This window comes from Vibrio sp. Y10_XG_PY6, from assembly GCF_024181795.1.
GTDB lineage: Bacteria > Pseudomonadota > Gammaproteobacteria > Enterobacterales > Vibrionaceae > Vibrio > Vibrio diabolicus.
This window is the reverse complement of the sequence record NZ_JAMZAQ010000001.1, coordinates 1166758-1182872: the sequence shown is the minus strand read 5'-3', so window position 1 is coordinate 1182872 and position 16115 is coordinate 1166758. Positions and strand designations below refer to the sequence as shown.

The following is a 16115-nucleotide window of genomic DNA, read 5'->3' as shown; positions in this document are numbered from 1 at the left end:
CAATATGAATATTATTAAGTGATTACTTAAAATAAAAGGGGGATTTAGACCTTATAAAGGGGGTGATTAAGACACAATATTATAAATTTACCTTTTTTAAATCAATTATTTTTCAGTGTAAAATAATAATTAAAACATGTGTTTGCAATGTTTTTTGTCTTTTCGGATCAGTGTAAAACTTAGTTAATAAGAAACTGGTTTCTTATACAACTGTTTAATGCTTAGACGTAAAATAAGAGACAGAGTTATAGAGGGGAGCTATTTATTAACTAGCTTCATCTGTAGCTTTATGGATTTATAAAAATTATAACTATCGGAAATTATTGGGTCTTGGTGTTATTAAAATGAAAGCAAATAAACGTACCATCGATGTAAAGTACTTGCGCACTTTTTCACATGTTGCAAGGCATAGAAGTTTTACTGCGGCAGCAGAAAGTCTATATTTAACCCAACCAGCCGTTTCACAACATATTAAAAAACTTGAATGTACTATAGGGGCTGAAGTCTTCGATCGAAAAGATGGATTCAATCTGACTAAACATGGACAAATATTACTTAGTTATACAGACAGAACAATGTCTTTATATGACCAATTATTTGACGAATTGGCTCAAGTAGATATGTTTGAACGGTATTCTATTGCGATATCTGATTCATTTGCTCCTGAATTGGTAGCGAAGGTAATTAGCTCTTTTAGAGTGTATAACGACGTCGAGTTAGCTATTACAAGTTATAGCGACATGAATTGTGTTGATAAAGATAACCACGATTTAGTCTTCGCTATTGGTGACACCACATCCGTGGAAGGTCGCGTTTTCCCACTAAATAGAGAGCAATACATTTTGGCTTGCGGCTGTGCAGTCAAACCTGAGGAATGCTACCCTGAGCGAATCGTCTTTTGTAATACTTTGACTAGGCGAGATGCTGAGGTATTGCTTGACTCTTCTGGTGTGGATACTTCTAGAGTAAAACATTGGCTTACTACTTCTTCGTCTCGATTGATGATCAATGAACTGCAAGCGGAAAATACTTTTGTTATCTGTCCTAGTTGGACACTGGGCGATTACAAGTGTAGCCAGTATCCGCTATCCAAGTACATTGAGATGTACGTATGGTGTAATGATTCTGCTGCGAAGAAAATCGACCAAGAACGTTTGAGAAGTTTGATTACCGAAACATTCCGACTGACTTCTAAAGGCGTGGTTGGTAGACCACCTACGGGTCGGTTACTAACCAGTTGTGAAGTGATGTAGAAAAACGCCATGCCTATTGAATAAATAGACATGGCGTTTGTTTTAATAATGCTTAAATTAATGACATGTAGAAGAAAAAGAGCCCACTTATACCAATTGGTATTGTGTAAGGGATGCCATTCTCAAAAGGTATTTTTTTACGATAAACAGACATTAACCACATAACCAATATTTGAATCCCACCCAGTAATCCTATAGTTACTATTGCAGCTAACATATATTCATCATTCACTCCTAAGAAAAGTGTGCCAATGAGTTTTACATCTCCGCCTCCTACAATGTTTATCAACCAAAGTATAAAGAAACAAATAAAAACAGAGATACTCACTGTGAGTTGAGCTAGTGGTTCTGGAGTAAACAACAAGCTAAGTAGTGAAGTAATAAAGATAATAAGAAGAAATCGATGTTTCACAATTCTATAACGAATATCGTCATAGAATATGAGTAAGACGTTGACCAGGCAAGTTAGCCACAAAGCAAAATTTATATAATTCATTTTCCTATTTTAAATTTTTCACTTATAAATTCAAATTGTTTTCGATAATAAAAATTTATGTAATGGATTTCATTGATTTTATAACAACATCTTATATGTAAATAAAAAAGCTTAATTGGTGTGATTGTTTCTGTTGATGTAAATTTTATTCGTTCACGAAACGAGTGATTAATTCAAGGGAAATAGAGGTAAACATGCTTTTAAATATCAATAATAAACTTCGTAATATCCGCCATAAATTTAATTCTGACAAACGTGGTGTCACTGCTGTGGAATACGCAATCATCGCTGTAGCAATGTCTTCAATTATTCTATTTGTATTCAAAGATGGCACTTTGAAAACAACGTTAAATGATGCGATGGGCAAAATTTCCACTTCAATGGAAAGTGCTAACTCTGCTGGAGGTTCTGGCTCTGGCAATAAAGCTGACGGTAAACAAGGATAAGTTAACCAGTTATAAATTTAGAGAGGGGAAACCCTCTCTTTTAAGGTTTTTATTCTATGAGTAGAGCATTAGTTTTTGTATTTGTTGCCATCACTATGTTTTTGGCTTTTTTCTACGTCAGCGATTTTTTTGATCAGCCTGAGCCAGTGGCAGTGGTCGAAAATGAAGTGTTTGTAGAGGTCGCATTCGTTAATCGAGCTGTAAACAAAGCTGAGCCGGTTAACACCGATGCAATAGATATTCGTGAGTTTCCCGAGTCGGAAGCAAAACAGCATTCATACGTTCCTTACGCGAGTATCAAGATTGATTCAGGTGCTCTATGGGCGAAAGACGTCAATGAAGGTATGCAATTAACACCAGACTTGGTTTCTAATCCTGGTGAAAAAGATTACATGTATCTTTCACTTAAAAAAGACCAAGTGCCTTACTACTACTTGTCGCAAGGCAGTAGCATTGTAGAAGCGCTACCAATTCAACCTGGCGATCGCGTCAGTTTTGTTGCCACAACCTCATCTCAATCTAATTTATTAGAAAGTGGCTATTCCGATATCGATAGCTTAACGAGCAACGTCATCATTGACGGGGCTTTGGTTTTGCAATCGATGAACGTTTCTGAAGATGATGATTCGTCAAATGAAGAATATGGCTTGATTATCGCGTTGACCGTTAAACAGGTACTTAAGCTTGAAATGGCACAGAAAATTGGAGCCATAACTCTGGTTCCAGCAAAGATGGTTCATAAATACTTATCTGTAAAAAGTAGCGATTTGATTGAGCATCGATTTGGCGTTCGACAGCTGAGAGGGAATTAAGGGTGTTCAATAAAAATATATTATCAGTCACGCTGGGATTGGTTTTGCTTCTCCCGGTTTCCGCGTCAGCTGGGGATCTATTAAGCCTTGATAAAGGTGCAGCGAAGACGATTAATGTAAAACGCAACATTGATACCGTGTTTGTCGCAGATACCCAAATTGCGGATTACAAGGTCATCGCAAACGGGAAATTGGTGATTTACGGTATTGGCCGTGGCGCCACTTCCATTATCGCGTACGACCGAGCAGGAAACGAAATTTACAACGCAGAAGTGGTAGTAAATAAAAGCTTAAGGCTTTTAAAACAAACGCTTATTGCAAGGTATCCCGATGAAGACATTAAGCTGACCAATATTGGTGAGCAGGTTGTCATTGATGGTGTCGTGAGCAGCGAAGAAATCAAAAACAAGGTGTATCGCCACGTAGGTGAAATGCTGAAAAAGAGCAAACAAAGGAACACTTTTGAGCTCACTAATGCAAACGGAGAAGCTGGCGATGCTCTCGACTACACAGCGACTTATGTGTTTGAAGACATCATCAACAACCTGAAAGTTCTCACGACTGATCAAATCAACGTAAAGCTGACGGTTGCAGAAGTTTCAAGTTCATTCTTGACCGAGCTAGGGGTTTCATACGCTGAAACAAACGGTAAGTCCATTGGTGGTGCTGGTCAGTTCGTCAATAAAATTTTAGATTTTACTGCTGAGGATATCGTTGCGGTTATTTCAGCGAGTGGTAATGACAGCATTGGACAAGTGCTTGCCGAACCAAATTTATCAGTGATTTCCGGTGAGTCCGCAAGCTTTCTAGTCGGTGGTGAAATCCCTATTACAGTTCGCGATAACGATGGTATCTCTGTTACTTACAAAGAGTACGGCGTAAAGCTGTCGATGGTTGCTAAAGTAACAGACTCTGAAAATATTCGTTTGTGACTGCTGCCGGAAGTGAGCTCTATTGATAAGACCAATGGTGTGAACTCTGGACTCATCAGTGTGCCTTCTTTGAGGACTCGCAAAGCCCAAACGACCGTGCAATTGAAAGATGGTCAAAGCTTTGTTCTAGCGGGTCTGTTGACATCAGAAGAACAGGAATCATTAGCCAAAATCCCTTACCTGGGTGATATCCCGATTTTGGGTGCACTGTTTAGTAAAACCAATACTGAAAGAAGAAAGACTGAGCTGATTATCGTAGCGACAGTTAACCTCGTCGATCCTGTTAAAGAAACCGATATCAAACTGCCGAAGTTCAAACGAACGAGTGATCTTGAGCGTTTGTTGAAACTTGATCTTTCAAATGTTGATGACGAAGAGCTGGAAAATACGATAAAGGCGGGAGGCTTTAACTAATGAAGGCAAACCTATTGTTGGTGGTTTCTGTATTACTCTCGGGTTGCTCGGTATCGGTAACACCAAACAAAACAACCGTAGACACAATTGTAGAAACCTTTGAGTTTCGAGTCACAAACAAAGAAGTGGCGATGGATAAGTCAGTTAACTTCGTCAATCAAATTAATCTTCAGTATCCAAAGTCGACATTTGCAATCAATTACGACGCCAAAGAAAGTCAGTTTGTTGATGGCTTTGTGAAAGAAATCAAAGCCAAAGGCGTAAACAAGTTGCGTTATACCCTAAACGCAAACAGCGAAAGCAAAGGCGTAAAAATCGTTGCGAAATACCACAAGATGCAAGAGCAAACTTGTGATGCTGTTTCATTCAACACCCTTAAACATCATCCATTTGGGTGCAGCTTGGAATACAACAGACGCTTGAGTATGACGAATCCTGTGGCGGAGTAAAAAATGGATTTAGATAACCTATTCAAAACGACTTCATCAAGCAAAGATAAGAAGAACAAGACCATTGATCTGGTTGTTTCAGATGATTTGGCTTTTCTTCAAGCAATCGACGAGCTCTACGCAATCGAAGGTTTCGCTTCACCTTTAAAAGTCGACGATATTGATGACGAAAGTTGGCATAAAACTAACGCTGAAATAAAACATGTCATTCTTGACTTAAGAGCATGTGGCGAGTTGATTTCAGAAGTTGCGGAGATCTCTTCAAGATTAGACGTCAGCATTTCTCTTATTGTAGTGAGTAACATGGACTCAATACTGATGCGAGATAAAGTCTTGTCATTGGGTGCCAACTACATTCTTTGGGACCCTGAACTCGATGGTTTGTTAGGGGCGCTTAAAGAGTCAAGTGCTGCGACATTCTCACCAACAGTTAAGAAGAAGTCTCGCATTGCCAAGCGAGTCTTAATGCTTGGTAGCAAAGGTGGGGTGGGCGTGTCCACGATCAGTGCCTTTCTTTCACACAGTTTGAGTCAACAAGCTAATTTAAAAACCTTGCTTGTTGAGCATGACACCATCGCACTAAACTCAGACATATTTCTAGGCTTAAAAGGGCTAAAAGCGCAGCAAAACAGCATTGATTTGAACCAGTCTGAACTGGATGCCGCGATTGCTGGAAGCTATGTAAAACCCGTTAAAGATAAGCTCAACTTCCTCACATTAGAAAAGAACGTTGCTTGCTTGAGCGATCATGTAGATTCGTTGTTTCGCATCTCTAATGAACTGGTTGATCAATACAACTTTATCATTGATTCCATGCCGCTCAGTGCGATTGATGAGTTGACAGCAGAAGACATCAGTGACCGATACAACCGTATTTTTATTGTTTGTGAACCTTCTGTGGCCTCACTAAGAGCGTACCACTCAATCAAGAAGAAGCTGGGTAAGTCTGAGCATCGAGTGATTTTCTCGATGACGCGATCTCAGAAGGACTACATGATGCCGCTTCAAGGGGCGAAAGAGAAAATCAAAGCCAAAGACGCGATTGATTTTGCTTATGAAGCCAATCTAGAGAAGCTCATTATTCAACAAGGCATTCAAAATACGGCAAAGCTTAAGTTTGCAGCTGCCATTGCCAATATTGTGAATTCGTTGACGGGTAAAAAAGTCAAAGTACAGAAAAAGTTCGCGTGGTTTAAGAAATGAATCACTTGAAAGAAGTTTATATCGAGATCCGGGACGAAATCTTTGACGCTTTAGATGCAGCCTCGTTAGTTGACGTTGAACCGTTAGAGCTTGAGAGCCAACTAAAAGACTCCGTTAATATTCTTATTGAGAAGAAGCAACTTCAAATCAGTAGCTTAAAGCGTTTAGAGCTGGTTAAAGCACTGCTTGACGAGTTGAAAGGTCTTGGACCCCTTCAAGCGTTGGTTGATAACGATGAAATCTCGGACATCATGATCAATGGTCCCTCAGACATCTTTATCGAATTGAACGGTAAGGTAGAAAAGTCACCAATTCAGTTCGTCAACGAGAAACAGCTCAACACCATTGCTAAGCGTATTGCGTCAAATGTGGGGCGTCGAATTGATGAATCGAAACCGCTTTGTGATGCTCGTTTGGAAGATGGAAGCCGTGTAAACATTGTTATTCCGCCTCTTGCAATCGATGGGACATCCATTTCTATTCGTAAGTTCAAAGAGCAAAAAATCAAGCTGGAAAACTTGGTTCAGTTTGGCGCGCTATCGGTTGAAATGGCAAAGCTGCTTTCGATTGCCAGCCATTGTAAGTGCAACATCCTTATCTCTGGGGGTACGGGTTCAGGTAAAACAACCTTGTTGAACGCATTGTCCGGTTTCATTGGTAGTGGTGAACGTATCGTTACCATTGAAGATGCGGCCGAACTTCAGTTGCAACAACCACACATTGTTCGATTGGAAACTCGTCAAGCAAGCGTTGAAGGGACGGGTGAAATCACTGCGCGAGATTTGGTAATCAACGCTCTGCGTATGCGACCAGATAGAATCATTGTTGGTGAGTGTCGTGGTGGTGAAGCGTTTGAAATGCTTCAAGCAATGAACACTGGTCACGATGGCTCAATGTCTACGCTCCACGCGAACACCCCTCGTGATGCGATTGCTCGTGTGGAGAGTATGGTAATGATGGCGACAGCCAGTCTACCGCTTGAGGCGATTCGTCGAACCATCGTGAGTGCGGTTGACCTGATAGTCCAAGTACGACGACTCCATGATGGTAGTCGTAAGATCTTGTTTATCAGTGAAATTGTTGGTCTCGAAGGTGACAACGTTGTTATGGAAGATATCTTCCGGTTTGAAAACAACGGAATGGGTGATGAAGGCAAAATCTCAGGCGAATTTCGAACACCAGGTCTTTCTAAGCGCTCTGTAATTTATGAGCGAGCGAAGTTCTTTGGCTTGGATGGGGCGCTGCAGGAGCTGTTCTCATGATGTTGATTGTCATTTTGCTATGGGTTGTAGTTGCGTTGTTTCTGTTTATTGGGCATTCGAAAAAACAGAAAGAAATCACATCGATCATTGAGCAATCTAATACGTTCGAGGGCGTTTCTGGCTCTCGAGCGGTTATCGATTCAGAAAGCTTTGATATCAGCTACCGAAAAAAGATTAAGGATAAATTTAAGCAGTTGAAAAAGCTGTTGAGTCCTAATGCAGGAATCAAATTGATTGGCTTTTTCGCGGGATCTTCATTAGCGGTTTACTTCGTTAACGATTGGTTCTTCATGTTTGAGTATTGGAAAGTGTTGCTTGCTTTGGAGCCAATATTGTTTGTGATGTTTATTCTCAAACTTAGTGGCATCCAAGCGCAGCGATTCAAGGATAACTTCCCGGATGCGCTGAACATTCTTTCTGGTGCGCTCTCCTCGGGTCAAAGTATTGTCCATGCGTTCGAATACGTGGGCACTCAGCTTGATAATGAAGTAGGCGAAGAGTTCAAGAAGATGTCAGAGCGCCTTCTTATCGGTGAAGACCCAGATGATGTATTGGCGCGCAGTGCTGCGTCGTTCCCTTATGTTGAGTACTTTTTCTTTGCGGCGACGATTCGAATCAACTTGAGTCGAGGTGGCCAACTAAAAGATGTCATTAACCGCATCAACCGAATCATGTTTGAAGCAAGGGCAATCGAGAAGAAGAAAAACGCACTGACGTCAGAGGCGCGTGCTTCAGCAAAAATCATCGCGGCTCTGCCGGTAATCTTTATCATGATTTTGAAAGTAACCAGCCCTGAAAATTATAACTTCGTGATGTTTGAAGATGGTGGGAAGCCTATTTTCTATTACGTGTTGATCAGTGAAGCTATCGGATTCTTCTTTATCTACATGATATTAAGAGGGGTGAAGTAGTGGTCGATATAAAATTAATCTTTTTAGCATTAGGGTTGTTTATTTCACTATCTGTCGCGTATTACTCGTTAAAAGTGTTTGATAAAACCAAAGCGAATATTTCGACAAAGAAGATCATTGACTCAACCCAAGAAAAGACGCCTTTTTCGGATAAGTTGGCAGTACAACTTTCGCGCCTGTCTTTTAATAAAGAAGAAACGAAAAACAACTTAGTTAGAGCAGGGATTCATAGTGATTTTATTGCGCAAGCTTATTACCTGCTGAAGGTTATACCACTGTTATTTTGCTTAGCATTTATTGGTTATTCTTACATGCAGGGAGATATGGAGTTTTCATCTGCGTTTATTTCATTCTCGCTTTCGATGCTTGTGTGTTTGATTGCGCCAGATATGTACATTTCATCGAAAGGGAATGCGAACGTTCGTCACGTCAGTAGTCGACTGCCTTTCTTGCTCGACTTAATGAACGTGTGTGTGCATACCGGGATGACGCTCGAAGCGAGCTTGGAATATCTGTCGAACGAGCTAAAAACAGTCGATGAAAACCTGGCTTATGTTGTTAAAAAAACGTCAGAACGAGCCAAAATTGTTGGTTTGGATCGAGCGCTTACTGAGTTCTATGATCTGGTTCCAACCACAGAAGCGCAAAGCTTTGTCATGACTCTTACTCAAAGCTTGAAGTACGGCTCATCAGTAGGTGCGGTATTAGCTTCCCTCGCTTCTGATATTCGAGAAATAAACATGCTCGATTTGGAAGAAAAAATAGGAAAGATGGGGGCAAAAATGTCCATACCAATGATCGCTTTTATCATGGTTCCTATTGTTGTTCTAATCGCAGCGCCAGGGATAATGAGGATGCTAGGATAATGAATGTAAAAAACTATATTTCCCTTTTTGTTTTACTGCTTTTAAGTGGTTGTTCAACCATCAATCAGGAATTAGTAACCAAAGAAAAACTACTAACTAATGCTGGACAAACTGAACAACTGATCGAGTTTTATAAAGCAAATTTGGTTGAAGTTCCAAGCTATAAGATAAAACTGATCAATTTATACCTCGATAATAAAGACCAAAAGTCTGCCGAGTTATACATAAATACTCTTGAGAAGAAAGACCTCGAAGATCCAGAGATTATTTACATCTTAGCTAAGTTGGAATATCTAAAACGTAATTATGACGCAAGTGAACGCTATCTAGATGACTATTTAGAAAACGGTGGTCCGAAGGGTAATTATTATCTTTTGAAAGGCAAGATTTTAGCGCGTAAGAAAGATTACAACGGTGCAATCGTCAACTTCAACGACAGCAAGAAAAACGGCGCATCGGACCGAGAAGCGAATAACAATATTGCCGTCGTGATGATGTTGCAAGGTCGTCCGGAACCTGCGATGGAACTGCTCTACAGCTTGTTTGCGGCTAATCCGAACGATGAAAAAGTCCGCTCAAATCTACTATTAGCTTCGACTCGCTCACACCGACCTGACGTGGCACTGGAAGTGTTAAAGCACGACAGCAGCGAACAGGAAGCGCGAGTCAAACTGAAAAAACTCATGCAGAGCGTTAAACCGCTTCCTAAAAAAGTAACGAAAACAGTTCCACCAAAGCAGGTCGCTAAAGTAAAGGAAAAGAAAAATATGGAAATGGAAACGAAATCAGTCGATTTGAAACCAAAGTACGTAGCACGCTCAGTTCTAGATCCAAAAAACTTACGCCCTAAAGCACCTTCAATTTACCGAATTCAAGTTTTGGCAACCTATAAGGTGATTCCTTCGGATTACTTAAACTATCTGAAAGGCAATTATGGAAGTGTGTATTCCTACACGCACGGCTTATGGAAGCGTTACTGCATTGGTGAGTTCAGTGATATCAATGACGCAAAGAAATTTCTTGAAAATATGGATATCAAAGGTGCCTTTGTTGTTGATTACACGAAGAAAAGGTACGTCGAGTTATGATCAAGTTTCAAAAGGGAAGTTTGACGGTTGAGACCGCAATGGGCTTGCCAGTTTTACTAATGGTTCTGTTTACTTGGTTTGACTTGTCGGTTTTAACGTACTCAATGGGCGTGACGGATCATGCATTAACCACAGCAGTGATGAGCAGTAAAAAGCAAGGCAGCTCTCACAGTACTGAAAAAGTCGACTACCAAGACGTAATAAAAACCAAGCTTGAATCAAGTGGTGGTGCACTATGGTCAAAAGTTGTTGATCACTCAACGGTTTCGGCATCGGTTTATTACTTTAAAAACCTAACTGACTTTATCCATTGTAATCGCACTGGAAAAGCGTTGAGTGAATGCCCAAACATCAAGAAAGGCGACACTGCTGAAAACTCTGTCAACATGCCAATTGCCATATACCAATTGAGCTTCACCTATCAGCCTCTGTTTAACTTTGTTATGCCAAGCATGAACATTAGTCGTGAGATGGTCGCGGTTCAGGAGTACGAGCGCTGCACGTTCAAGTTAGGAGAGGAGATCAGTTGTGGTAACTAAGTCAAAGCAAACCGGTGCTTTTATTGTTGAACTTGCATTGGTCTTACTCTTTTTTGGCTCCATTATTGCCATGCATATCAACTACACCATCGCCGTTAATAAAAAAGGGCAGTTGGATAGGGTGGTGTATTCGATCGTCAGTGTTATTAGTGAACGCCGACAGTTGTTTGCCAATGAACTTGATATTTGCGGCGCAGGAGGTAAGCAGTGCGAGACACACATGAACAATTCGTTCGATATGGCGAAAGGCATGTTGAAACGCACACTACCAGATTTTGACGAAAATGAGCTGGGGATGCGAGTCTTAGAGCTATCTTTGATTGATAAAGATAAGAAGCTTGTTAGAACCACCGCCTTAAAGGGCATGACGGCGGGGTGTAATTTTCCGGATCTAGAGGACATTACGTTGGAAAAAGCAACAAAACTATTGCCTTTGACCACGCAGAACCGACGCCTTCCTCTTTATCACGTGTCTCTTTGCTACAAAACGCCGTTTAACATTATCGGTCTTATGAGCGGTGAGCCGATCAAAGTAGTGACCAGTTCCTATTCATTTGCAAGGATTTAATATGAATCGCTTCACTAAGCAAAAAGGGGTTGCTGGGATCATATTTCTTTCGTTTCTCCCTATATTAATCATCACTTTCTCGTTTTCTGTTGGCTATACGCAACGTTTGCTTGCGCACTCAAAAATAGAAGAGGCGGCTGAAGTTGCAAGTCTTGCCTTGATTGCAAGTCCGGGCAAAGACAATCAAGAAGACAAAGACTATGCGCAGAGAATTGTTGACTTATATATTACCGACAATATTAGCGACATTCAGATCAATGTATCGACCAAGAAGTGTGAGTACAAAGACGGTTGTGTTCAGAAAGCCAATGAGTTATCGCCATTTGCAGACTTCACCGTGGTTGCCACCTCTGAGCATGATTCATGGATTCCACATAATGAAATCGGCGTAGAGCCAAAATTCAAAGTGTCTGGCGACTCGATCACCCGGAAATACTTACCTCAACCGGTGGATATCTACTTCATACTGGATACCAGTCAATCGATGAGTAACCTGTGGTATGGGCAAAACAACAAAACTCAGATGCAGGTGGTGAAGGAAACGATCACCAAGGTTGTCGAAGATTTGAAGGACTTCAAAACCGGTGAGAATAAGAAGAGTCGCGTTGCCTTGTTGACTTACAACGCCTACAACGTGAAATACGATAAAAGGGATCGCAGACTAAAATTCTACGACTATGCAAGTGAGTTTTCTCACACAGAAGCATCTTTCCAAAGCATTGTCGATGATATGTTTGACCAGTCTGTGGATGAACAAAACGTGTACCACTCTAGTTATTATAATCAGGCACGAGATATTTCAATAACAGACAACTATCAGGACTTTATCAATATATTGAATTCCAACAAGATAATGCCTGCAAGAGGGGGCGGTACCGACTCTTGGTTAGGCTTGATTGCAGCAGCGAAAGAAGCGGACAAAGTGAAGAAAGAAGATCGTAACCCGGAACAGGTGTTTATCTTCCTTTCTGATGGTGCAGATACAGACGTACGATTCCCTGACCATCTCCATAGAAATAGTACGTATAGAAACAAATACGATGTAGTCACAAAAAGTTATCGAGACAGTTACGGTTATATTCAGTATCAACAAGTTTACGACAAGTTCTTGAAGTCATTAGTGCGTGAACACAACCTTTGTGAACAGCTCAAGAAAAGAATTTCTAGCAAAGAAAATAAGTTTCAAAGTGAACACGCGAAATTAGAAGGTGAAAAAACAAAAGTCACTATGGGCGTTATAGGTGTTAACTACAACGTACAAAAAGACGATGGGTTCGGTGATTGTGTTGGCGAGAAAAATATTTATCACGCAAAAAATGGTAAAGATGTCTACAAATATATATTAAATCTGATTAACGAAGAGACAGGACGATTAAAAGATTAAAATGAAAAAATTATTATCAATCGCGATTATTTTTACCTCAAATGTCGCACTCGCTAATTGTATTAATCATGATGAAAACTACGTGAGCTCTAAAATTCTTAAAAGTTCCGAAACCAAAGTCACTCAGGTTGTTGGTAAGTTAGCGGTGACGGTAAATGAAGAACGTTCTATTGTACAGGATAAAAGAGTAGTTAAGGTTGAGGGGGGGAATGCCACCGACAGCTGCACCTTTGATAAGAACTCGATGTCGTTGTTCCTCAACTATGATACTGATAAATACCGTTTAACAGATACTCACAAACAGGCGATTTCACAATACTTGCAACTGGTTGACGAGGGTACTCATGTTCTTGTTGAAGGGCATACTGATGAGGTCGGTTCTCAAGCTTATAACAAAGGCTTGTCTGCTCGTCGCGCGAATGCCGCAACAACATACCTGAAACAAGGGTTAGGTCTAGGCAACAGGATTGTTGAAAAAGCATTCGGTGAGTCTGCGCCGATTTGTAAGGTAAATGAAAACAAAGTATCTGGCTGTAACCGTCGAGTTGTACTGACTATAGAGTAATGTGCAATCCACTAGTTGCTGTCGTGATTTTAATATTTATGTGCTCAATTTTATGTGGTGTTTAAACGTCTTTGCTGATTTTTATATGGCGTCGAAATAGGTTGGAAATACTAAAAATTATAAACAAAGCTTAGAGTGGGTAGAGCGATAAATACTAGCGATATATTAAATATGAGCCCTATTCTGGGCTCAAAGTTTTCTTATTTGAATTGAAGGTAATTTAATGTGGTGAGTATAAATCATACTTTAATATTACATGGATTAATTTTTAGATATAGAACATTTTTTACAATATTTTCGGATTGATAAATGAAGCTTAAGTATGTTTTACAAATGCTAATTTTGTTTTTAGGAAACTCTTATTATTCTTATAGTAAAGTAGAAAATCTAAGTATGAGTGAACAACTGGAGGTATATGTATATAACACACGTATAATTAAGGATACGTCAGATTCTTTAGTCGGGATAGACTTAGATAGAAATAGTATTCGTGATGACGTTGACAAAGCTATCGGTTATCTTTCGGTAAGCGAGGTTGATAAAGAATTTGTTTCTCGCTATGTAAAGTATGCAACAAAAATACTGGAATATAATTTCAAATTAGATAGGCTGGAAAATAAACTAGTTGCGGATGAGCTTTACAAAGAGCATATATATATAAAAAATGTTATAAGGAGTCTGGCGTTGATGGCAAGGAACTATATGACTCAATAAATGCTTTAAATGTCTTAATTTTTAATACAGAAACTAGGATAATGGCTTACCTCTACTATGAGAAGTACTTAGATATAAGGCAAACTTACATGGGGGTAAGCTATGATTGTAAAAATAGTAATTTCTATCAAATATGATTATTTTGCCCGGATGCAGCATGAGCAAAGCTTCCATGTTAGCGAAAAAGCTCCGTGGCGTTGTTAAACACAATCGTTTAAATACATTAGATATATAGATCAGCGTTAGTACTGGTGTTGCTGTGCGCGAAGAGGATGAAACGCTGCAAGAGGTGATCGTGAGAGCAGATGAAAAGTTATATGAAATGAAAAAACAGCGTGTTTGAGGACAACAATACATAACCATGACATAACTGTTTGATAAATTTGACCAAGCAGTACCCTTGGTCTTTTATATTAGTCGAGCAATGCATAATGCTCCTTTGATTGCTGATTAGCATAAGACCCAACTGGTACTGTATCGTGAACAAAGACCTTGATCTAAACCTATTAAAAATACTGGTTCTGCTAGAAAAGCATCGTCAGCTTAAACCCGTAGCGAAAGCCTTGGGCAAGAGTGAGGCGTCGATCAGTAAATATCTTGCTCGCTTACGCATCCAGCTTGGTGATGAACTATTCATTCGTCACCCACATCATTTAGAACCCACCAACTTTCTGATGCGTCAGTTACCCAAAATAGCAGATGCATTAGATAACTTAGAAACATGCTTAGTTCGATCAGAATTCAAACCAGAAAAATACAGTAAGGATATAACGGTCTGTTTACCCCAAACGGCTCAGTACTCATTTGGACACTTGTTGGCGATGGATTTAATGACGCTGTTTCCTAAAGCTCATATTACTGTCGCAACCATCACGGAATATACGGTGGACGAAATCCTTTTAGGCAAAGTGGATGCCCAGCTTCATTACTTCAATGATGAATTGCCAAAATCTATCCATCAGAAATTTATTGGCTACGCGCCTGCTGTGGTTGTTGTTCCGGAAGAGCTTGGGATCACCACTCTTGAAGAGGCTGCCAAACTGCCATTTATTATGCTTGAAATTATCGGTTGGAAAGAGAAAGAGCAGCTTGCAAAACGAGCAATGGAGAATCACGGTATGGTGATCAATCGAATTGCAGCGCTAGATAACGTGAGCAGTGTGCTAAAGCTGCTCAAACAAAAAAAGGCGGCGACGGTTTTTCTGGAGTATCAGGCGCCAATCGAAGGATACCGTTTTATTCGTATTCCTGAATCTTATTACCCCAACGGCTGGCCAAAGGTTGTAATTCAGATGAAGCAAAGCCATCGTCACGACGCAATGCACCAGATATTAACCGATGCCATTGCAAAATATATGAAGAACTAACGATCGCATTGAATGTTTTCAGCGCTTGGGATCGTATGCAGTAATTCAATCAATGAATCTGCATGGTATTTTTTCAAAATACGAGTTTTGTAAGTGCTGATGGTTTTAGCGCTGAGCGATAGTTGTTCTGAAATACGTTTATTTGAATAGCCCTGAGCTAAGTAGTGGAACACCATGGCTTCGCGATTGGATAGCGTGACATCACCAGTAGAAGGAGCGTGAGTAGACTTAAACATAGAGTACCCACGTGAGACACTCACAATCGCGTCAGCAATCGCTTCTTTTGTCTCGTTTTTATTCAAGAAACCATGAGCTCCCATCTCGTAAGCCGCTTTAGAAAGGCTGGAATAGTCGCGTGAAGAAATGAAAAGTAATTTACCTTGATAGCCCGTTGCTAAAATATTCTTCGCCAAACGCATACCATCTCGATCACCAAGGACAACGTCTAGAATAATAAAATCAATTTTTGTATTTCGAACTAAGTCCATTACTTCTGCGCTGTCTTTCGACTGAATGACTTCGGCTGTGTTGATTACGCTCTCAACAAGAGAAGTCAGTGCTTCGCTGTAAAGTGGTTGGTCATCAATGATAAGAACATTATTCAAATGGAGCCTCACTACTATCCGAACTGTCATACCGCCCAACGCAATATGATTGTATTAAGAGGGATTGTAGGAAAAACCTTGCTGATGGAAAGGAAAATGACATTTTCTATAATTGAAATTCACTGAGCACAATTGAATAAGATACTGCCGAATACGCCAATACACGAGGGATTTCATATGTGTGGGAATAGTGATAGGCCAACGAAAAACATCAATATTAACCCTAAACTTTTTATCGAAA

17 protein-coding genes and 2 pseudogenes are annotated in these 16115 nt (G+C 40.1%); 17 read left to right on the top strand and 2 right to left on the bottom strand.

All coding sequences use genetic code 11. From position 1 onward, the window contains the following. The first annotated feature begins 344 nt into the window (after window positions 1–344). Complete coding sequence (locus tag NL644_RS05240; protein WP_367618266.1) at window positions 345–1253, top strand: LysR family transcriptional regulator; 909 nt, start codon at window positions 345–347, stop codon at window positions 1251–1253. 52 nt (window positions 1254–1305) lie between these two features. Here NL644_RS05240 and NL644_RS05235 read toward each other — a convergent pair whose 3' ends face one another. Beyond that, a complete protein-coding gene (locus NL644_RS05235) occupies window positions 1306–1749 on the bottom strand; it encodes a prepilin peptidase (RefSeq protein WP_124007823.1) in 444 nt (147 codons plus the stop codon). Window positions 1750–1943: 194 nt separating this feature from the next. Here NL644_RS05235 and NL644_RS05230 point away from each other — a divergent pair, with 194 nt between their 5' ends. From NL644_RS05230 to NL644_RS05155, 16 genes and pseudogenes are all read left to right on the top strand, one after another. Continuing rightward, on the top strand, window positions 1944–2195 hold the full coding sequence (locus tag NL644_RS05230) for a Flp family type IVb pilin (RefSeq protein ID WP_046876019.1): 252 nt from the start codon (window positions 1944–1946) through the stop codon (window positions 2193–2195). Between the two features lie 56 nt (window positions 2196–2251). Continuing rightward, a complete protein-coding gene (locus NL644_RS05225; RefSeq protein WP_124007824.1) occupies window positions 2252–3007 on the top strand; it encodes a pilus assembly protein CpaB in 756 nt (251 codons plus the stop codon). A 2-nt stretch (window positions 3008–3009) separates the two neighbouring features. Next, a pseudogene (locus NL644_RS05220) lies at window positions 3010–4353 on the top strand (type II and III secretion system protein family protein). After that, window positions 4353–4802 (top strand): hypothetical protein, encoded by a 450-nt coding sequence (locus NL644_RS05215; protein WP_005445974.1) that lies wholly within the window; start codon window positions 4353–4355, stop codon window positions 4800–4802. Before NL644_RS05220 ends, NL644_RS05215 begins: the two are co-directional and overlap by 1 nt. A gap of 3 nt (window positions 4803–4805) precedes the next feature. After that, window positions 4806–6005: a type II secretion protein gene (locus NL644_RS05210; protein WP_253658114.1), complete on the top strand. Its 1200-nt coding sequence runs from the start codon at window positions 4806–4808 to the stop codon at window positions 6003–6005. Further along, window positions 6002–7267: a CpaF family protein gene (locus NL644_RS05205; protein WP_005445970.1), complete on the top strand. Its 1266-nt coding sequence runs from the start codon at window positions 6002–6004 to the stop codon at window positions 7265–7267. Before NL644_RS05210 ends, NL644_RS05205 begins: the two co-directional genes overlap by 4 nt. Then, the gene (locus NL644_RS05200) at window positions 7264–8178 is read left to right on the top strand and encodes a type II secretion system F family protein (RefSeq protein WP_253658113.1); all 915 of its coding nucleotides are present in this window, start codon (window positions 7264–7266) and stop codon (window positions 8176–8178) included. The genes NL644_RS05205 and NL644_RS05200 overlap by 4 nt, the downstream gene beginning before the upstream one ends. Next, on the top strand, window positions 8178–9044 hold the full coding sequence (locus NL644_RS05195; protein ID WP_253658112.1) for a type II secretion system F family protein: 867 nt from the start codon (window positions 8178–8180) through the stop codon (window positions 9042–9044). The genes NL644_RS05200 and NL644_RS05195 overlap by 1 nt, the downstream gene beginning before the upstream one ends. Next, a complete protein-coding gene (locus NL644_RS05190) occupies window positions 9044–10132 on the top strand; it encodes a lipopolysaccharide assembly protein LapB (protein ID WP_253658111.1) in 1089 nt (362 codons plus the stop codon). The genes NL644_RS05195 and NL644_RS05190 overlap by 1 nt, the downstream gene beginning before the upstream one ends. Further along, a complete protein-coding gene (locus NL644_RS05185; protein WP_124007829.1) occupies window positions 10129–10671 on the top strand; it encodes a TadE family protein in 543 nt (180 codons plus the stop codon). Before NL644_RS05190 ends, NL644_RS05185 begins: the two co-directional genes overlap by 4 nt. Further along, window positions 10661–11239, top strand: a complete 579-nt coding sequence (gene tadF / locus NL644_RS05180; protein ID WP_124007830.1) for a tight adherence pilus pseudopilin TadF — start codon at window positions 10661–10663, stop codon at window positions 11237–11239. Before NL644_RS05185 ends, tadF begins: the two co-directional genes overlap by 11 nt. Window position 11240: 1 nt before the next feature. After that, a complete protein-coding gene (locus NL644_RS05175; RefSeq protein WP_253658110.1) occupies window positions 11241–12623 on the top strand; it encodes a TadE/TadG family type IV pilus assembly protein in 1383 nt (460 codons plus the stop codon). Window position 12624: 1 nt separating this feature from the next. After that, window positions 12625–13188: an OmpA family protein gene (locus NL644_RS05170; protein WP_253658109.1), complete on the top strand. Its 564-nt coding sequence runs from the start codon at window positions 12625–12627 to the stop codon at window positions 13186–13188. A 309-nt stretch (window positions 13189–13497) separates the two neighbouring features. Beyond that, complete coding sequence (locus NL644_RS05165) at window positions 13498–13902, top strand: hypothetical protein (protein ID WP_253658108.1); 405 nt, start codon at window positions 13498–13500, stop codon at window positions 13900–13902. 133 nt (window positions 13903–14035) lie between these two features. Beyond that, window positions 14036–14245 (top strand): annotated as a pseudogene (locus tag NL644_RS05160) (diguanylate cyclase); the annotation flags it as partial. A 136-nt stretch (window positions 14246–14381) separates the two neighbouring features. Continuing rightward, window positions 14382–15269, top strand: coding sequence for a LysR family transcriptional regulator (locus tag NL644_RS05155; protein ID WP_203342551.1), 888 nt, complete (start codon window positions 14382–14384; stop codon window positions 15267–15269). Here the strand turns inward: NL644_RS05155 and NL644_RS05150 are convergent. Beyond that, window positions 15266–15874 (bottom strand): response regulator transcription factor, encoded by a 609-nt coding sequence (locus NL644_RS05150; protein WP_005395257.1) that lies wholly within the window; start codon window positions 15872–15874, stop codon window positions 15266–15268. The genes NL644_RS05155 and NL644_RS05150 overlap by 4 nt on opposite strands. Between the last annotated feature and the right edge of the window lie 241 nt (window positions 15875–16115).